This is a genomic window from Micromonospora sp. L32 (assembly GCF_052068055.1).
Taxonomy (GTDB): Bacteria; Actinomycetota; Actinomycetes; order Mycobacteriales; family Micromonosporaceae; genus Micromonospora; species Micromonospora purpureochromogenes.
This window is the reverse complement of the sequence record NZ_JBQHDD010000006.1, coordinates 406203-426857: the sequence shown is the minus strand read 5'-3', so window position 1 is coordinate 426857 and position 20655 is coordinate 406203. Positions and strand designations below refer to the sequence as shown.

Here is a 20655-nt window from a genome sequence, read left to right as displayed (position 1 = left end):
GTCCCCAACCCGCGTTCACACCGAAGAGGTCGCTTGGCCCGCAGTTAGTCGAGATGCCGGCGCGCGACCCGCCATAGCTTCTCGAAATCCTCGGCCGCGATCTCCTCAACCGGCGGCTCGACGCCAGTGCCGGGCTGCGGGAGCGGTGCCTCGGGCACGACTCCGTACTGCCTCTCGTAATGCCTCACCGCCTCTGCGCCGCCGGAGTCTCGCGCTGCGAGGACCTCGGCGAGTGACGCCGCTGCCAGGATGACTTCGCCCGCGGCGCGCACCTCGACGTGTCGTACCGCCCATCCGTCGGCGTCCAGCTCGTCGTAGTTCCAGCGATCCGCTTCCAGGCAGTACCAACGGACGTAGTTGAGCACGTCAGCTATTATGTAGTGGCTGCCGACAGCAACGGTGACAGCAATGAGCCGGGATGAGGACAGCGGTCGGGGTACTCGCACGGGCAGTCGCCCGAGGTCGCGGATGCGGACGGACCCCGCCGGACGAAGCGCCAGAACTTACAAGCGAGGGGTCGCGGTCGCGAGGGCGTCTGGCCGCGCCGGAGGAACCTATTCGGCGACGAAGACGCCTACACCCGGCAGCGTCTCGGTCATGCCCTTGATCCGTAGCACCTGCATAGCGCGGTCGATCACGGGCTCGGTGACTCCGTAGTGCTCAATCAACTCGCGCCGGCTCGGCAGCTTGGATCCCGGCGGGAACTCGCCGGACGCAATGCGTTCGGCGAGGTCGTCGGCGATCTGCTCATAGCGGTAACGCGGTGGCAAGGTGTTCCCCTCGGTTGGCAACACGAGTAGACCACCTACGTCAGCCCTTGACTACCCAACGGTACCTGTGGGAGGTTGCCGAGGAGGTCGATTCCCCCGGTTGGCACTGTGGGCCGTCCTCGCCGGCGTGGATGCCCGGCGCATCCCCCGTGATCGGGCATCCACGCCTTCGGACACCTGCGGCACGAGGAGGCGGCAGTGCTCCCTTCCAAGTTCCCAACTCGGCGGCTGGTGGCCTTGACTGTGGCGGGCCGATGAAGCGCATCACCTACGACGAGTACGTCCTGGCGGCAGCCCTCACCCTCGCCCGTCGCCATCGGCCCGTGTGGTCGTGGCGGCACCGGCGGTATATCTGCCGCTGCGGCGCGACCCTGCCGTGCCGAAGCCGTCACCGAATCCCGATCAACCGCGGCCACTGGCCCAGCCAGGACGGCCCGCGATGACCACTCACCACCCGATCAAGCCGGCCTGGTCCTGTGGCGGCTGCGCGTGGGAATGGCCCTGCCAAACCCGGCGCCGGGAGCTGCGAGCCGAGTACGACCACGCCCCGGTATCGCTAGCCCTTTACCTGGCCGCCCAGCTCGTCGACGCCGCCCAGGACCTGGCCCACGTCCCGGCCGGCCACCTGCACTACCGATTTCTCGGCTGGACCCGATGAGCATCCTGCGACCCGGAGACGAGAAGTTCCACTACAGCGACGGCTCCCACAGGTGGGTCCCACCGGACCCGGACTACGACCAGGAGGTCTGGGACGAGCAGGTCCGCCAGCACAAGCTAGGCCACCTGAGAAACGAGCGCCCGAAGGTCCGCATGCAGCGCCTCGTCTGATGCCAGCGGTACAGCAGCGAAGTACAGCAACCATGCCAGCCGAACCAGGTCGAACAGAGCGCCAGCAGGGCCCGTGACCTCGAAAACAGCCGGACCGAACCACGATGCAGCCAGTTCGCATCATCACTGTCAGAGGTTCAAAATTGCCTCAGCTCCACCCAGTTCAAAGGCCGTTTCCCGTGGTGGGAGACGGGCCTTTTTCGACCTCGTACCGCAGCGAAGTGCAGCAAGAAACAGGCAGCGCCGCCGGTACCTGCGTGGGTATGGTCCGCCGGTGATCATCTCTCAGTACGCGTACTTCGCGCTGAGTTCGAACCGGGTTTCCGCCGCCGAGATCACCGCGAGGCTCGGCATCGAACCGGACGAGATTGTCGTTCGTGGCAGCCGCCTGGCCAGCCCGGTGCGGCCCGCCAGCCACCGGTGGAAGATCACGTGTCGCAAGCCTGGGTTGACGGTCGACGAACAGATCAACCGGATCGTGGATCGGCTCTTCGGTCACGCGGAGCGCATCGGTGAACTGGCCGTCGAGCTGGACAACAGCGATGGAGCGCCGGGCGCGAGCATGCTGCAAGTCGTCCGGGTGTTCGAGCATCCGGATGGCGAGGAAGAGGACCTGACCAGCCCCGTCGAAGGCCTGCAGAAGCTCCCTGGTCAGCACCAGTTGCTGGGCTGGCACATCGATGCTCGGGTGTTGGAGTTTCTTCGACTGACGAGAGCAGAGCTCGACGTGGACGAGTATGGCTACGGGTGAGGCTGGTCACGGCGACCCGGCTGCGGCGGCCAGCGGGCCGCCGCAGCCGGGTCACGTCAGGGCAGCTCGGAAGGGCGGTAGCTGGTCGTCCCCTTGGCGGTGTGCACGGTCACCGTGAGGCGGTCCACCTCGCCGCCCTCAGGACCGGGCCACCAGGCCGCCCACCAGCCGGACTTCACGCTGGCCTGGAAAACCTTCCCGTTGTCGAGGCGAACGTCCACCCCGGTGACCCCCGGGCCGACCAGGCCCACGATGTTCGACCACATGGCGTCGCCACTGCCCATGGAACTCATCGTCTGCAGGTCCACCGTGCCGGCGGGCAGGGCCGGCAGCGGGCCGTCGGCCAGGCCCATCGAGGCGAGCTGGTCGTCGTCTCCCGCGCTCAGGCACTCGACAATGACGCCGCTGCCCTTCTTCATGATGAGCAGCGTCGCGAGCCCGCGCTGCTCGGCGAGGAGCACGTCCGCCGGGTCGACCGCCGACGAGCTGCCTCCCACCTCGTTCCCCGCGCAGATCCGGGCCTGCGGCAACACCTGCGCACCGGTGAGCGAACCGGGCGTGGGCGTCCAGGCCGCGACCGCTTCCTCCGCCGTTCCCGGCAGCAGCGCGGGCACGGCCACGACTCCGGTGGCACCCGCGGCGACCGCGGCGAGGCCCATCACCAGCCGGCGCCGCGCCGGCCGGCGAGCGGATGCCCCCGTGGTCTGACCGGCCATCACCCGCTCGACGAACGCCTCCGAACGGGTCCGTTCCAGCGCGGTGGGCTCGCGCCCACGCGCCGGGTCGAGCACGGCCAGCTGCTGCAGGTCCTTCATGCTTGAGTCCATGCCTGCTGCTCCTTGAAATCGTGAGGGCGGAAAGACGAAGGGGCGACGGATTCGGCCGGTTCCAGAGCGGCCCGCAGCCGTTGCCGGGCCCTGCCGAGCCGCATGGCGAAGGTCGACCGGCGACAGCCGAGCACGGTGGCCGCCTGCTCAGCCGTCAATCCGTCGAACGCGACCAGGGCGAGAACCTCGCGGTCTGCGGGGCGTAGAACGCGCCAGGCGCGTTCCAGGTCGATTCGCGTCGCGGCACTCACGGCGTCGTCGGACAGCTCGCGTGCCTCCAGCGACACCAGCCGGACGTCCAGGGCCTGGCGCCTCAACCAGCCGCGCGACTGGTTGGCCATGGTCTTGCGGGCCACCGCGAACAGCCACGGTCGAGCATCGTCCGGCAGCTCGTCGAATCGCCGCCAGGCCGTCAGGAAGACCGTCGAGACGATGTCCTCAGCCTCGGTGACCGGGACCCTCCGCTCGACGAAGCGCAGCAGGTCGGCATATGTCTCCCTGTGCAGAGAACGGAAGCGCTCCTCCCGGGCACCAGCGCGGCTCATCTGGGTTCTTCTTGGTTGTCCATGTCCCCTACCTGTCCGGCTCAGCGGCAACTGTCACACGCCGGTTCACCGTCGAGCTGGGTGTGGAGGGCGAGCTGTCCACCCCGCCACACCCCTCGCGATGTCTGTTTGGTGAGTCTTTCCTGGTCAGACCAGGTCGATGCGACGCCCTCGAATCTGGGCAACGGCACGCCACAATCGGGAGGGAGGTGGTTGCTGTGTCCAGGCGAACGAAGGCACCCCCTCGCGGCTGGCAGTTCTGGCGCCGAGCGTTCTGGACGCGGCCGGCGCTCCTCGTGCTCTACGGCTTGCTGGCGGGCGTGCTCGGACTGTTGGCGCTGGCCGGCGTCCCGGACGGCATCCGCGAAGCGGTCGCGATGCGGCGAGCCGTGGAGTGCCCTGCGGGGACCATGCGGGTAGAGCCGGATGCCGATCCGCCGAAGGGCTGTCTCGAGCGGATCCCGGTCACCTTGTCCGGCCCCTGGCACAGTCGTGGCCCCGGCAGTGACTGGCACCTGATGGTGGAGCAGGACGCTGAGTACGTGCTGTTTGCCGAGACCGAGGTCCCGACCTCGGGCAGCCGCAGGCTCAGGGATGAGGCAGAGGCAGAGGCGTTGCTGTGGGAGGGCACCCCCGTAGCGATCGAACTGCCGGCCGGCGATCGGGTCGAAACCGAGGCCTGGGGCCACCGCGGCTGGTTGCAGACCCTGTTCCTGGGGATGTTTGCCGCCTCCGGTCTGCCCATGCTGTTCGAGGCTGCGCGGCTCAAGCGCGGTAGTGCAGACGGTTGGTGGTCGGTCCGGGGCGAAAAGGTGGGACTGATGGCGTTGAATCCGCTGATGGGGATCGCGTGCCTGCTGGCGATCCCGTCGATGCTTGGGCTCGTGCCGCTGATGCTGGGTCTGCGCCTGCTATGGGTGGCCGTCGTCGCCCTTCTCGGCCTCGGTCTCGTCGTATTCGCCGTGATCAAAGGACGGGCAGTGCGTGCTCGTCCGAGCGTCGAGGGTTGATCCCCTACCCGGGCTGGGAGATCGACTCGCGGTTGATGTAGGCGACCTGCGCGGCGAAGGCCAGCAGAGCCAACACCGTGCCGACGCCGACCGCGAACCCGGGCGACAGCCCCGCGAGCCCGGTCAGCAGCGTGACCGCGAGCCCCACCAGCAGCGCGTTCACCGCGCCCACCATCGCCGCCGTGGTCAGCAACAGCTGCGCCCGCCGGGGCGCGTTACCGACCGCCGCCCAGGTCGCCCGCATGATGCCCTCGCCCTGCACCGCGTCGGCGAAGAAGTCGTGCTCGCCGGCCAGCCGGCGATGGTAGTACGCCCGGATGCGCTGGATCCGCGCGAGATCCAGCTCGTTCTCCACCATGTTCTGCACCAGCCGCAGGAATGTGAGCAGTCCGGTGATCACCAGCGTCGGCAGCACCGCCCCGAGGTACGGCCGGACGAGCGCGGCGTTGCTGGCGACGAAACCGAACCCGATCAGCGCGGCAGAGAGCATGGACAGGAAGACGGTCGCCCGACCCACCGACTCGGTGACGGTCGCGCTGCGCGAGGTCTGAAGCACGAAATGCTCGGTGGTCAGGGCGGTGAGCAGCGCCTGCTCGCGTTCTCCGTCGTCCATGCACCTCACCGTCCGTGGGTTGACCAGGGGTCATCCGTGGCTCAACTCGGCAGGCTCCCGCTCGGTCACGCGGCTTGTCGGAGGACCCCAGGCCAGCCTCGTCATGCGCGGGTCGGGTCAGTTGACCTCGGGAGTCAGGCGGTACCTGGCATCTTCTGGCGAGATTGGCGTTGCCACCTCGGACCTCAGCATTATGGTCGGTGAGTGATCAATGGTGCTCATGTGATCATCTACAGCCGCGACCCAGAGGCGGACCGTGCCTTCTTCCGGGACACGCTCGGCTACCACCACGTCGACGCCGGTCATGGCTGGCTCATCTTCAAGCTCCCACCGGCCGAGCTCGCCATGCACCCGACCGAGGGCGAACCGGCCCACGAACTCTTCCTCATGTGCGACGACGTTGCGGCGACCATGGCCGACCTGGCCGCGAAGGGCGTCGAGTTCACGATCCCGGTCACCGAGGAGCGGTGGGGGCTGCGCACCGCGCTACGCCTGCCCGGCGGCGGCGAACTCGGTCTCTACGAACCGCGCCACCCGGTCGCAATCTGACGGGCCGGCAGAGGACGTGATGCCGCGAATCGGACACCCCGCACGTACCGAAGCAGTAGCGTCGTCACCGAGACCCTGCCCCACCGGCGGCCTCCGCCCACGCGGCAGCCCGTCAGACGGCGCGCGCCCGGCCATTTGGCGCAGCACGCAGGCCAGAAATCGGGGAAGTCGCGCGACGCCGGGAGACGCATGACGTCCTGACTCAGCCCAGGGAGGCCGCGATGAGCCCGAGAACCGACGCCAGCGGGACCCCGAACATCCGGGACGTCGACCTGAAGCTCGAGGTCGTTGTCATCCCGGTCTCGGACGTCGACCGCGCGAAGGAGTTCTACGGGCGCCTCGGGTGGCGGCTCGACAAAACCCCGCCCGGCATCGTCCAGTTCACGCCGCAGGGCTCCGACTGCTCCGTGCAGTTCGGGCCGAACCTCATGTCGGCCGCCCCCGGTTCGGCCAAGGCGTACCTGGTCGTCTCCGACGTCGAGGCGGCCCGGAACGCGCTGGTAGCGGCTGGTGTCGAGGCGGGCGAGGTCGTCCACATGGGCCCCGAGGGGCCGGTGAACGGTCTGGATCCCGAGCGTCGCAGCTACTTCTCGCGCACCTCGTTCAACGATCCCGACGGCAACAACTGGCTGGTTCAGGAGGTCACGACCCGGCTGCCCGGGCGGATCGAGGCTGCCGCGACGTCCTTCGCCTCCGTGAGCGACCTGGCTAGCGCGCTCCGCCGGGCGGCGGCCGCCCACGGCGAGCACGAGAAGCGCACCGGCCAGGTGGACCCGGACTGGCCCGACTGGTACGCGGAGTACATGGTGAACGAGCAGTCGGGCGCGGAACTGCCCAAGTAAGCAGCAGCAACGCTCACGGGCCGAAGGTGAACACGAACGCGCGGAGACCGGGCTGGCTGGTGCCGAGGGTCAGCAGGTGATCGTCCCGCGACGCCCCGGCGACGAGCCGGATCATCCCCGCCCGGTCGACGCGGGCCACCGCGTCCGGGTCGACGTCGTCGCCGCGCTCGTCGCCGATCGGGTTCCCGTCCAGCAGCACGTCGATCGCCGCCTGTCCGGACGGACCGGGGTCCACGACGAGGTTCACCTCGCCGGCGTTGAAGGGCAGGGCGAGCTCGCCGGTGCCGCCGGCGAGCTCGATGTACTCGCCGCTGGTCTCCCAGTCGCCGGTCAGGGCGAAGGTGCCCGGCTCGGCGCGGTGCGCGCCGACGTACGTCTCGGGCGTGACGCCGAGGTACGAGGGCTCCCCGGTCGTCGCGAACGCCATCGCCTCGGGGCTGACCGGCGGCAGCTTGGTGCCGGGCGCCCTGACCTCGATCAGCCGCCGGATCTCCGACTCCACGCGCTCGTAGCTGCCCTCGCCGACCCACTGGTCGACCAGTAGTCCGTCCGCGTCGAAGAGGTACTTCGCCGGCCAGGCGTTGTTGCCGAGGGCCCGCCAGATCTTGAAGTCGTTGTCGATCGCGATGGGATAGGCGAGCCTGTGGTCGCGGATCCCCCGGTCGATGTTCTCGGCGTGCCTGCCGAACTCGAACTCCGGCGCGTGTACGCCGATGACGACCAGGCCCAGGTCGGAATAGTCGCGGTGCCACGCCTTGACGTAGGGCGACGTACGGATCCAGTTGATGCAGGTGTACTCCCAGATGTCGAGCAGGACCACCTGACCGTGCAGCGCGTCGGGAGCCAGCGGCGGCGAGTTCACCCACCGCTCGGCCATCAGGTGAGGGATTCGCATGGTCAGCTCTCCTCAACCGGAGTCGTCAGCTGGTGAAATCGCCCCTGACGTCCCGAGCGTCCTCCTGGACGTGTTCGCCGGGTTCCCGGCCCCGGATCTCGTCGCGCTTGGCCACCCGTTCCGCCTGCGACCGCTCGTCCTGGTTCATGTCGCCCAGCTGGGCCCGGGCAGGGCCGGCCACCTGCTCGACGCTGTCCTTCGCCCGTTCGGTGGAACTCATGCCGCCCCCTCGTCGGTTCGTGGACCAGTCGCGCTGTCCGCGCCTCCCGCCCCGCGTCCCCGCCCGCCGTGGCGGGAAACCCCCGGCGACCGCCGAGAAGGCTGCCGACGACCTGGTCGACCCGGAAAAGGGGGCGGGCCGGCCCCCACGATGGGGAGCCCGGCCCGCCAGTGGACCGGGGAGGTCACGGCTTCCAGGAGCCGGCGGCCTCGAACTTGTGCTGGTATTCCACGACGCCCTTCTTGTCCTTGACGTCGAAGACCACCGCGCCCGAACGCTTGTTGCCGGCGCGGATGCCGCTGCCGGAGTCCAGCATGTCGCCGCCGCAGCCGGAAAGCGCGCCGGCCAGCCCGTTGACGGTGGTGCCGTTCTCGGCCACCCACTGGAAGTAGAACGGGTTGATCGACGCCTTGCCCTTGGTGACCGTCGCGGTGACGTCGGCGATCAGGTAGAGGCCCTTGTCCGGGGCGGGGGCGTAGGAGCGGCAACCCTTGGTGGAGGTGGAGAACTTGCGGATGGTGATCTCGATGGTGCCCTCGTCGTCCTCGATCACCAGGGTGTCGCCGGGCTCCATGTTGAAGGTCTCGCCGTCGGCGGCCGAGGCGGACGCGGAGGGCTTCGTGCCGGGGAAGGCCGGCGCGGCGGTGGTGCGCGGGGTGGGCAGGGAGCGCTCGATCTCCTCCGCCTTGTCGGCGGCCTTCTTGCCGCCGGCGACCAGGGCGGCGATGCCTCCGCCGCAGCAGAGCAGGAACAGCACGGCGACGATGATGCCGATGATGACCCACGGCTTCTTCTTCGCGCCGGACTGCATGGGCGGGCCGAGCGGCTGGCCGGGAGCCGGCGGGTAGCCGGGACCGGACACCGGCGGGTAGCCGCCGCCGGAGACCGGCGGATACGGCGCGCCGGAGACCGGCGGCATCGACGCGTTCGGGTCGTACTGCGGGTACGGGCTGCCGGAGACGGGCGGCTGCGGGGCGCCCGACACCGGCGGGTACGGCGCGCCGGAGGTCGGCGGCTGCACGGCGGTCGGGTCCATCGGCGCGTACGGGGGCTGGGGGGCGCTCGGGTACTGCGGCGCACCGGAGACCGGCGGCAGCGGCGCGGTCGGGTCCGCGGGGTACTGCTGGTGCGGCACCGGCGCCGTGGGGAACGGATCGACGGGCGGCTGGTTGGGGTCCTGCGGCCCGTAAGGGGGCTGGGGCTGGCTCACCGTACTCCTCGGCACTTCGGCTGCATCGGGAACTCTTCGACGCTAGTCGGTGCGGGCAACGCGGAATTGTCTCGGGTCCGACCCGCCGTTCGTGGATCCGGACCGGGCCGAACGGTCAATGCGTCAGCACGGCCGCGGTGCGCACGAGGTCACCCTCGACGACGAAGCGTCCGATGACGACCGACGGCGGATCGGCCACGGTCGCCGCCGCCACCCGCACCGGGTCGATCCGCGCGGTGAACGTCCCGGCGTCCGGGTCCAGCTCGACCGTGGCGTCCTGGAAGTCCAACCAGGACCCGACCACCGGGTGCCAGACCTTGTAGACGGTCTCCTTCGCGCTGAACAGCACCAACGGCCAGGACGTGCCGGCCGGCAGCCGGGCGCACCGCTCCTCCTCCTCAGGGCGGCAGATCAGCCGGCGTACCCCCTCGTTGAGCTCGCGGTGCCGCTCGGCGTCCATCCCGACGGACCGGATGTCGGTCGCCCGGGCGACCGCGGCGGCGCAGTAGCCGCGGGTGTGGGTGATGGTGCCGACCAGCCCGGCCGGCCAGGCGGGGGAGCGATCGGCCGCAGCCGGGACCGGCAGCTCGGGCAGCCCCAGCTCGGCCATCGCCCGCCGGGCGCAGACCCGCCCGGCGGTGTAGTCGCGCCGCCGGCTCTCGACCGCGCGCGCCCCGAGACCGCTCTGCTCGCCGGGGAGCAGCTCGCCCGCCCAGTCCGTCGGCCCGGCCACCACGACCGAGACGGTCGGCGGCAGCAGGTCACGCATCACCCACCCCCTTCAGGTACGACGACAGTCTGGCCCGTTCGGCGTCGAGCCGGTCGGCCGGCACGGGCGGCGACCCGGGCCAGAGCGTCACCTCGCTCGGCGGAGAGGTTCCTGGCGGCCATCGACGGTGAACGTACCGCAACCGTGTAACGCCGGAGCGTCCCGTAGCGCTGTTAGGGCGTCGCGGGGATCTTGCCGGCGTCCGCGCGTCGTCGACGCGGCGGGCCGGTGCCAGGTACGACCATCCGAGAGGAAGTGACGATGACCGGTGCCCCGGCACCCTCGGGTTCTCACCCCGACGAGCACGTTCCGGTGACACCGGCGTGGACCTGCGACTCCTGCGACGAGGAGTGGCCGTGTCCGACCAAGCGCGCCCGGCTGCTCAGCGAGTACCAGGTGGACCGCGCCTCGCTCAGCGTCTACCTGGGCTCCTGTCTGGCGGCCGCCACCGCCGACCTGCGTGCCGCGCCGATGACGTCCCTTCAGGACCGGTTCATCGGCTGGGTCCCCCGGGGGCCGATCACGACCTGAGCGGCGGTGGCCGCCCCGGTCGGGCGGCCACCGTCTCCGGTCAGGGCCGGCGGGGACGGCGGGTCAGCGCGAAGCCGACCACGCCGGCCACCGCGGCCAGCACCCCGCCGACCGTGCTCCAGATCCATCGGGAGCCGAGGTCGGGCAGCAGGTCGCCGAACCCGCCGTCCGCCTGCTCGGCCGGGGCTGCCGTCGGTTCCGCGGTCAGCACCGTGCCCGCCTTGGTGGTCGGCACCAGGGGCGCCTTCAGCTCGCCGTCGTCGCGCGAGCCGTCGCCGTCCGCGCTGACCAGCAGGTCGACGTCGACCGGGAGTCCGAGGTCGGCCTCGGGCAGCTCGGTCACCGACAGCCGGAGGTAGTAGGTGCCGGGCAGCGGGTCCGCCGACCAGGGCTCGGCCCACGAGCGCACCTGGCGCAGGGTGCAGCCGAGCGACACGCTGCGGGTCGCGGCGTCGACCGTCGGGGTCTGCGCCCCGGCGGTGCAGGACTGCCGGCGGCGCAGCCCGTCGAAGACCTCGACGGTCCAGGTGGACGCCCCGGTGCGGGCCTTCGGCAACGACACCGTCGCGGTGATCTCGTGCCGCTGCCCGGCCGAGGCCGGGAACGACCAGTAGAGGTGGTCGCCGGTGGAGGCGCCCACCCGTACCGGCTGACCGGCGGCGATGCCGGTGGCGGTGAGGAAGGACGTGCCGGCCCGGGTGACCGGGGTGGCGCCGGGCGAGGGAGTGGGGGCGGCCGCCGCGGCGGGAACGGCCGGCAGGGCCAGCCCGGCGGCGAGCGCCGCCCCCGCCAGCATCATCGGGGTACGCATCTCAGTTCTCCCTCCAGGTGGCGACCCACCAGCGGGTGAGCAGCCCGGCGACCAGGCCGGTGAGCAGGCCGGCCAGGGTGAGCAGGGCGAGCAGCACCCAGCCCCGGCCCAGGTCGGGCGCGGCCGGGGCGGGGGACGAGGCGACCACGTCGACGGTCAGCTCGACCGGCATCCCCGGCGTGGCCCGGGTGCCCGGCCGGGGCGCGAAGGAGTTGCTCACCACCAGGCAGACCGTCGTGGCGGGAACGGGCGTGGCACCGGGCGTCGGCGTGGCGCCGTCCTCCGTCGCCGACCAGCGCAGGCCCGCCGAGACCACGTCGGTACGCCCACTGCCGGCGTCCACCCCGCGTACCAGTTCCCGGCCGTCGGCGGCGGTGGCCCGCAGCAGCACCCCGTGGTCCGGGTTCACCGGGCGGTCCAGTGCCAGGCTGACCGAGGCGCGCAGCTCCTGCCCCGGCCGCACCGGCACCCGGTACCAGCGGTGCTCGGAGAACGCCTCCCGGTCGCTGTAGACGCCCGGGGCGAGCAGCGGCGCGTTCGCGCACTCCGCCGTGCCGCCGACCACGGTGGGCGCGGCGGTGTACGTCTCGTTCGCCCGGTCCACCAACTGCTTGATCCGGCCGCTCAGCTCGTCGGCGCTCTGCGCCGCCGTGTACGTGCCGCCGGTCGCGCCGGCGATGCAGAGCAACTGCCGGCGTACCTTCTCGTCCGGGGCCAGGCCGAGGGTGTCGACCACCAGCTTCGTGCCCTGGGCGGCCAGCTCACGGGCCACCTCGCAGGGGTCCGGCGGAGCGCAGGTGTCCTCGCCGTCGGTGATCAGCACGATCCGCCGGGCGGTGGCGCCGGTGCCGAGGTCCTGGGCGGCGGAGCGCAGGGCCAGCCCGACCGGCGTGAAGCCGGTCGGCCGCAGGGTGGCCACCGCCGCCTTCGCCTGCACCCGGTCGACCGGACCGACCGGCACGATCTGTTGGGTGTCCAGGCAGCCCTGCTTCTTGTCCTTGCCCCGGTAGGTGGCGCCGAGCACCCGGATGCCGAGCTGGGTCTCCTCGGGCAGCGCGTCGACCACCTCGTTGAACGCCTGTTGGGCGACGGAGATCCGGCTGCGGCCGTCGATGTCCCGGGCGCGCATCGAGCCGCTGACGTCGAGCACCAGCTCGACCTTCGGTGGCTCGGTGGGCGGCTCCTCGTCCGCCAGGGCCGGCGCCGGACCGGTCAGCACGGTGGCCGCCAGCAGTCCGATCAGGACGGCCGTCGGTCGTCTCTTGTTGATCATCGGGCGGAGTGTAGTGCCGTCCACTCTGGATGATCACTTGGGGCGGCTGGGCGCCCTTCCTGTCGCCTTCCGCCCCGGGTGTCCGGCGCGCGACTTCGGCGGGGCGGCCCGTCACGTCCGGGTGGATCGGGTGAGGCGTCCGTGTGCTTCTCGTGCGCCGTCCCGGTGCCGGACCCTCCACCGTCCGTCCGGCAGTGATCCTCGTGTTCGAGCAGGAAACGGTACGGCCTACACGGGCTTTGCGGCAGACCGTCGACAGAATGGTGACCATCCGTCAATTGCCGGAGGTAAACCTCTCTCGCGCCTTGACATCGGTCGGGAATCTGACCCAAGTCGCCCCGTTGTGCCGGTGCCGAAGGGTGGTTAAGCTTTGTCTTGCGCGCCCCAATCGCCCGCTTCCCCCGTGGCAGGCGATCGGGGCGCGCTTTATCGTGTGCGCGCCGCCCCGTGCCACCGGCGTCTCCCGCCCGGCCCGCCGCGCGCCGCCCCCTGCGGGGTCAGATCCAGCGGCCGTCCAGCCACATCCGCGCCGACCAGTCGTCGTACGGCAGCAGGTTGCCCACGAAGATCGGGTAGAAGTACGCGAAGCAGAGCGCCACCAGCAGCACGTACGCGCCGACGATCACCCCGCCGATCAGCCGGCGGTCGTCGCCGCGCGCCAGGTCGGCGTCGGTCGCCGCGCCGCCCTCGGGACCGGTCGGGGTGACGATCGCGCCCAGCACGTAGACCACGGCGAGGACCAGGAACGGCAGCGCCGGAGCGGCGTAGAAGGAGAACATCGTCCGGCCGTCGAGGGCGAACCAGAACCAGGGCAGCAGGCCGCCGGCGAGGCTGAGCAGGATCGCTCCGGCCCGCCAGTCCCGCCGGGCCAGGCCCAGCCAGGCGGTCGCGGCCAGCGCCGGCAGGAACGACCACCAGAGCAGCGGCGTGCCCAGCAGCAGGATCTCCGAGGCGCAGCTCGGCGCCCCGCACGCCCCGTCACCCGACCAGTAGAAGGCCACCGGCCGGCCGAGCAGCAGCCACTGCCACGGCCACGACTGGTACTTGTGCGGGGTCTCCAGCCCGGTGTGGAACTCGAACGCCGCCCGGTGGTACTGGTACAGGTTGTTCAGCGCGCCGAGGATCGGGGTGTCGCTCAGCCCCGGGGTGTTGGGGTAACGGTCGGCCAGCCGGTAGTAGCCGTCGTCGCCGAGCAGCCAGCCCGACCAGGTGGCCACGTACGTCACGACCAGCAGCAGCCCGGCGAGCACCAGCCAGGGCAGCTCGTCGAGGAGCGCGTCGCGCCACGGGCGGCGTACCCCGGCGGAGCGCCGGACGCCGACCTCCCACAGCAGCGCCAGCAGCGCGAACACCGGCACGAAGTACAGCGCGCTCCACTTGACCGCGCAGGCGCAGCCGAGCAGCACCCCGGCGGCCAGCCGCCACCACGGCCAGGTGCGCCAGCCGCCGGCCGGCCGCCCCGCCCGCCCCGGCGCGGCCGGGTCGAGCCCGTCGTCCAACGCCCGGGCCCAGCGTCGCCGCCGGGCGTCCCGGTCGAGTACCAGGGCGCCGAACGCGGCCAGCACGAACAGCAGCAGGAAGATGTCGAGCAGCGCGGTGCGGGAGAGCACCAGGTGGAAGCCGTCCAGCGCGAGCAGCAGGCCGGCCGCGCAGCCGAGCGTGGTGGAGCGGAACATCCGGCGGGCGATCCGGGTCAGCATCAGCACCGACAGGATGCCGGCCAGCGCCGCCGAGAACCGCCAGCCGAACTCCGGGGCGGTGGTGAACAGGTGCCCCGGCACCGAGATGTTGTGCTCCTGGTCGGCGTAGCCGAAGGCCCACTCGCCGAACCCGATCAGCCACTTGCCCAGCGGCGGGTGCACCACGTACGACGGGCCGTTGTCCTTGTAGTTCCACTCGACGCCCTTGTCGATCAGGCCGTAGCCGTCCCGGGCGTAGTAGATCTCGTCGAAGATCTTGCCCTTGGGGCTGCTCAGGCCGAGCAGGCGCAGGATCGCGGCGATCACCACCACCACGGCGGTGGCGATCCAGGAGTTCACGTCCAGCCGGGCTTCGACGGTGGCGAGCCGGCGACGCACGACGGCCGGGACGCCGCCACCATCGGTGGGCGGAATGCCCTGGTCGGGTCCGGTCGCGTTCGCGCTCTGCGCTGTCGACGCACTCGTCACCCGGCGATCGTAGGCTCTGGAGGTGCCCGGTGGCGCCCATCGTCCCCGACATCGGCACGCCGATCGATGAAGGAGCGCTACTCGTGGGTGAAATGTCCGAGCCCGGGCGCCTGGTCCTGCTCGGCGCGCCGCTGGGCAACCCGGCCGACGCCTCCGCGCGGTTCCGCGAGGTGCTCGCCACCGCCGACGTGGTGGCCGCCGAGGACACCCGCCGCCTCACCCGGCTGGCTCGGGACCTCGACGTCACCGTGGGCGGCCGGATCGTCTCCTACTTCGAGGGCAACGAGGAGCGGCGTACCCCGGAACTGGTCGAGGTGCTGACCGCCGGATACCTGGTCGCGCTGGTCACCGACGGCGGCATGCCGAGCGTCTCGGACCCGGGCTACCGGCTGGTGCGGGGCGCGCTGGACGCCGGCGTGCCGGTCACCGCCGCCCCCGGCCCGAGCGCGGTGACCACCGCCCTGGCGCTGTCCGGCCTGCCCTGCGACCGGTTCTGCTTCGAGGGCTTCCTGCCCCGCTCGCCCGGCGGCCGACGGTCCCGGCTGCGCGCCCTGGCGGCCGAGGAACGGACCCTGGTCTTCTTCGAGGCCCCGCACCGGATCGCCGGCGCGCTGGCCGACCTGGCCGCCACCTTCGGCGCCGACCGCCCGGCCGCGCTCTGCCGCGAGCTGACCAAGACGTACGAGGAGATCGTCCGCCGGCCCCTCGGCGAGCTGGCGGACTGGGCGGCCGAGGGCGAGCCGCGCGGGGAGATCACCCTGGTGGTCGCCGGGGCTCCGGAGCGGCCGGCGGAACGCCCCGACGACGACGTGCTGCGCGCCGCGGTGGCCGAACGGGAGGCCGCCGGGCTGTCCCGGCGCGACGCGATCAGCGAGGTCGCCGCCGGGTACGGGCTGCGCCGCCGCGACGTCTACACCGTGGTGCACGCCTGACGCGCGGTCGGCCTCACCAGGCGGCGATCAGCATGCCCAGGGTGATCAGCACCGGCCCGCCGTACGCGCCGGCCGTGGCCCAGCGGCGCTGCCGCGCGTCGGCCAGCAGGGTCGCCCCGGTCCCGCGGGCGATGCCGGCCCCGCAGCCGACGACCACCAGCAACCCGAGCAGCCAGCTCAGGTGCCGGCCGAAACCGGTGCCGACGTACGCGGTGTCGTCGCCCGCCCCGGTCATCCGCGCCGGCAGCGCCGTACCGGTGGCCCGGCGCTCGCCCGGCACCCCGCTGACCCGGACCCCGTGGGCGAGGAACCGGCCCCGGTCGGCGAAGAAGACGCCCCGGCAGCGCTGGGTCAGCGCGTTCCCGGTGCAGTCCGTGATCACCACCGTGCCGGTGCTGGCGTGCCCGACCGCGAGCCAGAACGGCCCGGCGCTCACCCAGGCGAAGAACGCGGCGACCAGGCTCAGCGTCACCAGCACCGCCAGCCCCCGCACCGGGTCGGGCGGGTGCGCGGCGCGCGACGGGCGCGCTCGGGCGGGTCCGGCGAGCGGGCGCTCGCCGCGCTTCGGCTCCTCGCGCAGCGGCGTACCGTCCCAGTGCACCTCCTCGATCGGCGCCCAGAAGGCGGCGTCCCCCTCCGCCGTACCCGTGTCGGTGGCGCGATCGGCGCGCGGGCCGCGCGCCGGCTGACGGACCGGGACCCGGCGCGGCACCGCGTCGACCGGCGCGCCGGTGGTCGGCTCGACCTCGACCGGCGTCTCGTCCGGTCCCGGCACCACCCGCGGCTGGGGCGCGACCGCGCCACCCCGCGGCGGCGCGGCCGGCGGGTCCGTCCTGGTGCCCGGGGACTTCTCGCCACGCCCGGGTGCCGCTCGTCTGCCAGTCACGGCGTTCATTGGACACCGCGTCGGGGGAGGGGCCGGGCAGCTCAGGCCGCGTGTCGGGGACAAATCGGACGAACGGCCGGGGGTGGATCGACCGCCGGCGGTGTCGGCCCCGACACGGGGAGGCCTATTGGTTCGCGGCCACCGGGGCGCGGTCACTAGGCTTGCTGGTCATGAGTCACGTTCTCGCGGCGGTCGCCTGGCCGTACGCCAACGGCCCGCGCCACATCGGCCACGTCTCCGGTTTCGGCGTTCCCTCCGACGTCTTCGCCCGGTACATGCGGATGGCCGGCCACGACGTGCTCATGGTCTCCGGCACCGACGAGCACGGCACCCCGATCCAGGTGCAGGCCGACGCCGAGGGGGTCACCCCCCGCGAGCTGGCCGACCGGTACAACCGGGTGATCGCCGAGGACCTGCGGGCGCTGGGGCTCTCCTACGACCTGTTCACCCGCACCACCACCCGCAACCACTACGCGGTGGTGCAGGCACTGTTCCAGGGGCTGCACCGCAACGGGTACATCGTGCCCAAGGTCACCACCGGTGCGATCTCCCCGTCCACCGGCCGGACCCTGCCGGACCGCTACATCGAGGGCACCTGCCCGATCTGCGGCTACGACAGCGCCCGCGGCGACCAGTGCGACAACTGCGGCAACCAGCTCGACCCGGTCGACCTGATCGACCCCAAGTCGAAGATCAACGGCGAGACGCCGAAGTTCGTCGAGACCGAGCACTTCTTCCTGGACCTGCCCGCCCTGGCCGACGTGCTGCGGCAGTGGCTGGACACCCGGGAGGGCTGGCGGCCCAACGTGCTGCGCTTCTCGAAGAACCTGCTCGACGACCTCCAGCCCCGGGCCATCACCCGGGACCTGGAGTGGGGCGTGCCGATCCCGCTCGACGGTTGGCGCGACCGCGGCGACAAGCGGATCTACGTCTGGTTCGACGCGGTGATCGGCTACCTGTCGGCCTCCATCGAGTGGGCCCGCCGCACCGGCGACCCGGAAGCCTGGCGGAAGTGGTGGTCGGCCGACGGCGAGGGTAAGGACGCCCGCGGCTACTACTTCATGGGCAAGGACAACATCGTCTTCCACTCGGTGATCTGGCCGGCGCTGCTCTCCGGCTACTCCGGCGAGGGCAGCAACGACGGCGAGCCGGGCGAGCTGGGCCGGCTCAACCTCCCCACCGAGGTGGTCTCCAGCGAGTACCTGACCATGGAGGGGCGCAAGTTCTCCTCGTCCCGCAAGGTGGTCATCTACGTCCGGGACTTCCTGGAGCGCTACGACGCCGACGCGCTGCGGTACTTCATCGCCGTCGCCGGCCCGGAGAGCAACGACACCGACTTCACCTGGGCGGAGTTCCTCCGCCGCAACAACGATGAGCTGGTCGCCGGCTGGGGCAACCTGGTCAACCGGTCCGTCTCGATGGCGGCGAAGAACTTCGGCGCCATCCCGCCGGTCGACCCGGCCGGGCTCACCGAGGCCGACGAGGCGCTGCTCGCCACCGCCCGGGCCGGCTTCGCCGTCGTCGGTGACCTGATCGCCAAGCACCGGCAGAAGCAGGCCATCGGCGAGGCGATGAAGGTGGTCGCCGAGGCCAACAGGTACCTCTCCGAGCAGGCCCCGTGGAAGCTCAAGGACGAGGCGGACAAGCCCCGGATGGGCACCATCCTGCACGTCGCGCTCCAGGTGGTCAGCGACGCCAACACGCTGCTCACCCCGTTCCTGCCGCACTCCGCCCAGAAGATCCACGAGCTGCTCGGCGGCACCGGCGTGCACGCGCCGATGCCGGTGATCGAGGAGGTCGACGACCTCGACGGCGGCCCGGCGTACCCGGTGCTCACCGGCGACTACACCGTCGGGGCGCGCTGGGAGTCGGTACCGGTGGCGGCCGGCCGGCCGCTGGCGGCGCCGAAGCCGGTCTTCCGCAAGCTCGACCCCTCCATCGTCGAGGAGGAGCTGGCCCGCCTGGCCGGCTGAGCCGCACGTGGCGGCGCGGCCCACGGGTTTCCCCCGGGGCCGCGCCGCCGATCTTTCCGCCTCCGCCGTCAGGCGCGGGCCATGCTGGGCTGGCTGACGAAGTCCAGGATCGCCTTGGTGACCTCGTCGGCGTGCGTCCAGGGTGTGCCGTGCGGGGCGCCCTTCAACGTGATCAGCTGGCTGCCCGGCAGCATCGGCTGGAGCCGCTGCCCGGTCGCCGGGTACGGCAGCACGTTGTCCTTGTCGCCCTGCACGATCAGCACCGGCACGTCGATCCTGGGCAGGTCGCCCCGGAAGTCGGTCTGCCAGGCGTCCACGCTGTCGTGGGTGCCTTTCGCCGAGGCCATCGTGCCGATGTTCCAGTGCGCCCGGTACGCCTCCTCGCTGACCCACCTGCCCTTGTTCTCCGAGTAGTTGAAGAAGGCGTCGCAGAAGGACGTCAGGTAGGCGAACCGGTCGGCCAGGATGGCCTGCTGGAAGCCGTCGAAGAGCTGCTTGTCGACGCCCTCCGGGTTGTCGGCCGTCTTCAGCAGGAACGGCGCCAGCGGCGCCAGCAGCACCGCCTTGCTCACCCGGCTCGACCCGTACGTGCCCAGGTAGCGGGTCACCTCACCGGTGCCCATCGAGTGCCCCACCAGCAGCACGTCCCGCAGGTCCAGCTGGGTCATCAGCACGTCGAGGTCCGCGCTGAAGGTGTCGTAGTCGTACCCCGTCGCCGGCTGGCCGGACGCGCCGAAGCCCCGCCGGTCGTACGTGATCACCCGGTAGCCGGCGTTCAGCAGCGGGATGGAGACCTTCTCCCAGGTCGCGCCGTTGAACGGGAACCCGTGGATCAGCACCACCGGCTGGCCCGAGCCGTGATCCTCGTAGTACAGGTCGATGGGGGCGGCGTTCTCCGCCCCGACGGTGATGAAAGGCATGCGGGTCTCCTGATCCGTGGAAGTCGGACGCCCGCGCTTTCCCGACCCGCTGCCCGTTATGCGCTCCCGGCTCTACAGCACGTACGGCTGGTCCACCACCTGGTCGTCGGTGACCTCAGCCCCCGGCGCCCACGTCTCGTAGACGCCCCGTTCGTGGCACTGCGACCCGGTGCCGACCACCGAGTCCGGGTCCGGGCGGCACAGCCGCAACCGCAGCCACCCCGCCTCCTCCCGCAACACCAGGCACGGCACGTCCCGCCAGCGCGCGTACCGCAGCCGCCGGGCCACCCACTCCACCGGGTAACGGGCGGCCCGGGTCATCGCCAGTACCCGGAAGCCGCCGGGCAGGTCGGCCACCGCCTCGTACTCGGTGCCGCCGTGGCCGCCGACCAGTTGCGTGGAGCGGGGTGCGTCGCCGGTGGGCAGGTACTCCTGGTCGGGGGGGAGCTCCGGCACCGCGGCGAGCAGGTGCCGCCACTGCGGGCCGACCATCCGCAGCCAGGCGCGCTGCTCCGCCTGGTAGCTGTAGAGCACCACCTCCACCCCCTCCGCGGTGTACGCGAGCAGGGTGGCGTTCGCCGGCAGCGGCAGGTCGGCGCAGTCCCGGGTGACGAACTCCGGGATCAGCTGCGCGTTGCTCGGCACGAAGCCGGTGCCCAGCACCGGCGGGCCGAGCCGGTCCCGGGGCGGCAGCGCCAGCAGCCCCCGGTGCGCCGGGCCGACCGGCACGTCGTAGTCGACCGGGTCGGCCGCCCGCCAGCGCAGCACGTACGCCACGTCGTCGCCGCCGCCCGCGCCATCGCCGCGCAGCACCGCCAGCGCCGCCGGCGTACGCAGGTGCGCCACGTCGTGCTCCCGGTAGCAGAAGCCGTGCGGCAGCCAACCCCGCACGTAGCCGGCGAGCTGCTGGGCGGAGAGCACCTTCACCATCCGGGTGCCGCGCCGCACCACCGCCGAGGCGCGGACGGTGGTGAGCGTCGGGTCCCCGGCCGCCGTCGGCTGCTGGCTGAGCTGGTGCACATACGCCCAGCCGCGCTCCCGGTGCAGCGGCACCAGCAGCGGCGCCTCCGGCTCCTCGGCCGGCTCCGCCGCCCCCTGCACCGCACCGATCTCGGTCACGTGGACGAACCTGCGCCACGGCAGCGCCGAGCCGGGCCGGGGCGCCCACTCGAAACCGGGTGCCTCGTCGGCGCGGAACAGCTCGTACGCCGCGCCCCGGGCGATCTCCTCCGCCGGGTACGTCGTGCCTTCGTGGACGACACGCAACCCGGTGTCGCTGGCCTGACGGGTGACGGTCATCCTGCAGACGGTAATCGCGGTTGATGCCAGGCC

At 71.8% G+C, this 20655-nt stretch carries 24 protein-coding genes; 9 read left to right on the top strand and 15 right to left on the bottom strand.

The window, feature by feature from the left end; genetic code table 11:
- Window positions 1–44 precede the first annotated feature (44 nt).
- Both ACTMTB_RS19345 and ACTMTB_RS19340 read right to left on the bottom strand, forming a co-directional pair.
- Window positions 45–365 carry a hypothetical protein gene (locus ACTMTB_RS19345; RefSeq protein ID WP_441147445.1) on the bottom strand — a complete coding sequence of 107 codons (321 nt, stop codon included), beginning with the start codon at window positions 363–365 and terminating at the stop codon, window positions 45–47.
- Window positions 366–554: 189 nt separating this feature from the next.
- A complete protein-coding gene (locus tag ACTMTB_RS19340) occupies window positions 555–794 on the bottom strand; it encodes a winged helix-turn-helix domain-containing protein (protein ID WP_441147443.1) in 240 nt (79 codons plus the stop codon).
- Window positions 795–1209: 415 nt separating this feature from the next.
- Between ACTMTB_RS19340 and ACTMTB_RS19335 the strand changes: the two genes are divergently transcribed.
- The 3 genes from ACTMTB_RS19335 (at window position 1210) to ACTMTB_RS19325 (ending at window position 2349) form a co-directional block, all read left to right on the top strand.
- Complete coding sequence (locus ACTMTB_RS19335; protein WP_441147442.1) at window positions 1210–1428, top strand: flavin reductase; 219 nt, start codon at window positions 1210–1212, stop codon at window positions 1426–1428.
- Window positions 1425–1598 (top strand): hypothetical protein, encoded by a 174-nt coding sequence (locus tag ACTMTB_RS19330; RefSeq protein WP_441147440.1) that lies wholly within the window; start codon window positions 1425–1427, stop codon window positions 1596–1598. The genes ACTMTB_RS19335 and ACTMTB_RS19330 overlap by 4 nt, the downstream gene beginning before the upstream one ends.
- 274 nt (window positions 1599–1872) lie before the next feature.
- Entirely contained in the window at window positions 1873–2349 is a 477-nt protein-coding gene (locus ACTMTB_RS19325; protein WP_441147438.1) for a DUF4279 domain-containing protein, read from the top strand.
- 56 nt (window positions 2350–2405) lie between these two features.
- Here ACTMTB_RS19325 and ACTMTB_RS19320 read toward each other — a convergent pair whose 3' ends face one another.
- Together ACTMTB_RS19320 and ACTMTB_RS19315 are read right to left on the bottom strand one after the other, a co-directional pair.
- Window positions 2406–3176: a hypothetical protein gene (locus ACTMTB_RS19320; protein WP_441147436.1), complete on the bottom strand. Its 771-nt coding sequence runs from the start codon at window positions 3174–3176 to the stop codon at window positions 2406–2408.
- A complete protein-coding gene (locus tag ACTMTB_RS19315) occupies window positions 3161–3721 on the bottom strand; it encodes an RNA polymerase sigma factor (protein WP_441147434.1) in 561 nt (186 codons plus the stop codon). The genes ACTMTB_RS19320 and ACTMTB_RS19315 overlap by 16 nt, the downstream gene beginning before the upstream one ends.
- A gap of 218 nt (window positions 3722–3939) precedes the next feature.
- On the opposite strand from ACTMTB_RS19315, the gene ACTMTB_RS19310 reads away from it, so the two are divergent.
- The gene (locus ACTMTB_RS19310; RefSeq protein WP_441147432.1) at window positions 3940–4731 is read left to right on the top strand and encodes a hypothetical protein; all 792 of its coding nucleotides are present in this window, start codon (window positions 3940–3942) and stop codon (window positions 4729–4731) included.
- Window positions 4732–4735: 4 nt separating this feature from the next.
- Here the strand turns inward: ACTMTB_RS19310 and ACTMTB_RS19305 are convergent, their stop codons facing one another.
- A complete protein-coding gene (locus tag ACTMTB_RS19305) occupies window positions 4736–5344 on the bottom strand; it encodes a hypothetical protein (RefSeq protein ID WP_441147430.1) in 609 nt (202 codons plus the stop codon).
- A gap of 204 nt (window positions 5345–5548) precedes the next feature.
- Between ACTMTB_RS19305 and ACTMTB_RS19300 the strand changes: the two genes are divergently transcribed.
- A complete protein-coding gene (locus ACTMTB_RS19300; RefSeq protein WP_109801669.1) occupies window positions 5549–5893 on the top strand; it encodes a VOC family protein in 345 nt (114 codons plus the stop codon).
- Window positions 5894–6114: 221 nt separating this feature from the next.
- Window positions 6115–6735, top strand: coding sequence for a VOC family protein (locus ACTMTB_RS19295; RefSeq protein ID WP_441147427.1), 621 nt, complete (start codon window positions 6115–6117; stop codon window positions 6733–6735).
- Window positions 6736–6748: 13 nt separating this feature from the next.
- Here ACTMTB_RS19295 and ACTMTB_RS19290 read toward each other — a convergent pair whose 3' ends face one another.
- The 4 genes from ACTMTB_RS19290 to ACTMTB_RS19275 all read right to left on the bottom strand — a co-directional run bounded on the left by ACTMTB_RS19290 (window position 6749) and on the right by ACTMTB_RS19275 (window position 9829).
- The gene (locus ACTMTB_RS19290) at window positions 6749–7630 is read right to left on the bottom strand and encodes a redoxin (protein WP_441147425.1); all 882 of its coding nucleotides are present in this window, start codon (window positions 7628–7630) and stop codon (window positions 6749–6751) included.
- 25 nt (window positions 7631–7655) lie between these two features.
- Entirely contained in the window at window positions 7656–7850 is a 195-nt protein-coding gene (locus ACTMTB_RS19285; RefSeq protein WP_210775062.1) for a general stress protein CsbD, read from the bottom strand.
- 184 nt (window positions 7851–8034) lie between these two features.
- Entirely contained in the window at window positions 8035–9060 is a 1026-nt protein-coding gene (locus ACTMTB_RS19280) for a DUF4352 domain-containing protein (protein WP_441147423.1), read from the bottom strand.
- Window positions 9061–9175: 115 nt separating this feature from the next.
- Window positions 9176–9829, bottom strand: coding sequence for a 4'-phosphopantetheinyl transferase family protein (locus ACTMTB_RS19275; protein WP_441147421.1), 654 nt, complete (start codon window positions 9827–9829; stop codon window positions 9176–9178).
- A gap of 312 nt (window positions 9830–10141) precedes the next feature.
- Between ACTMTB_RS19275 and ACTMTB_RS19270 the strand changes: the two genes are divergently transcribed.
- Entirely contained in the window at window positions 10142–10360 is a 219-nt protein-coding gene (locus tag ACTMTB_RS19270; protein WP_441147419.1) for a hypothetical protein, read from the top strand.
- Between the two features lie 40 nt (window positions 10361–10400).
- Here ACTMTB_RS19270 and ACTMTB_RS19265 read toward each other — a convergent pair whose 3' ends face one another.
- The 3 genes from ACTMTB_RS19265 to ACTMTB_RS19255 all read right to left on the bottom strand — a co-directional run bounded on the left by ACTMTB_RS19265 (window position 10401) and on the right by ACTMTB_RS19255 (window position 14612).
- Window positions 10401–11171, bottom strand: a complete 771-nt coding sequence (locus ACTMTB_RS19265) for a peptidase (RefSeq protein WP_441147417.1) — start codon at window positions 11169–11171, stop codon at window positions 10401–10403.
- Window position 11172: 1 nt separating this feature from the next.
- On the bottom strand, window positions 11173–12444 hold the full coding sequence (locus ACTMTB_RS19260) for a VWA domain-containing protein (protein ID WP_441147415.1): 1272 nt from the start codon (window positions 12442–12444) through the stop codon (window positions 11173–11175).
- 497 nt (window positions 12445–12941) lie between these two features.
- The gene (locus tag ACTMTB_RS19255; RefSeq protein WP_441147413.1) at window positions 12942–14612 is read right to left on the bottom strand and encodes a dolichyl-phosphate-mannose--protein mannosyltransferase; all 1671 of its coding nucleotides are present in this window, start codon (window positions 14610–14612) and stop codon (window positions 12942–12944) included.
- Between the two features lie 92 nt (window positions 14613–14704).
- On the opposite strand from ACTMTB_RS19255, the gene rsmI reads away from it, so the two are divergent.
- A complete protein-coding gene (gene rsmI / locus ACTMTB_RS19250; RefSeq protein WP_247657197.1) occupies window positions 14705–15544 on the top strand; it encodes a 16S rRNA (cytidine(1402)-2'-O)-methyltransferase in 840 nt (279 codons plus the stop codon).
- A 13-nt stretch (window positions 15545–15557) separates the two neighbouring features.
- Here the strand turns inward: rsmI and ACTMTB_RS19245 are convergent, their stop codons facing one another.
- Window positions 15558–16439, bottom strand: a complete 882-nt coding sequence (locus tag ACTMTB_RS19245) for a hypothetical protein (protein WP_441147411.1) — start codon at window positions 16437–16439, stop codon at window positions 15558–15560.
- Between the two features lie 161 nt (window positions 16440–16600).
- On the opposite strand from ACTMTB_RS19245, the gene metG reads away from it, so the two are divergent.
- Window positions 16601–18403 carry a methionine--tRNA ligase gene (gene metG, locus ACTMTB_RS19240; protein WP_441147409.1) on the top strand — a complete coding sequence of 601 codons (1803 nt, stop codon included), beginning with the start codon at window positions 16601–16603 and terminating at the stop codon, window positions 18401–18403.
- A 68-nt stretch (window positions 18404–18471) separates the two neighbouring features.
- On the opposite strand, the gene ACTMTB_RS19235 is transcribed toward metG, so the two are convergent.
- Both ACTMTB_RS19235 and ACTMTB_RS19230 read right to left on the bottom strand, forming a co-directional pair.
- Entirely contained in the window at window positions 18472–19323 is an 852-nt protein-coding gene (locus ACTMTB_RS19235) for an alpha/beta fold hydrolase (RefSeq protein WP_441147407.1), read from the bottom strand.
- 72 nt (window positions 19324–19395) lie between these two features.
- Window positions 19396–20622 carry a hypothetical protein gene (locus ACTMTB_RS19230; RefSeq protein ID WP_441147405.1) on the bottom strand — a complete coding sequence of 409 codons (1227 nt, stop codon included), beginning with the start codon at window positions 20620–20622 and terminating at the stop codon, window positions 19396–19398.
- Window positions 20623–20655 lie beyond the last annotated feature (33 nt).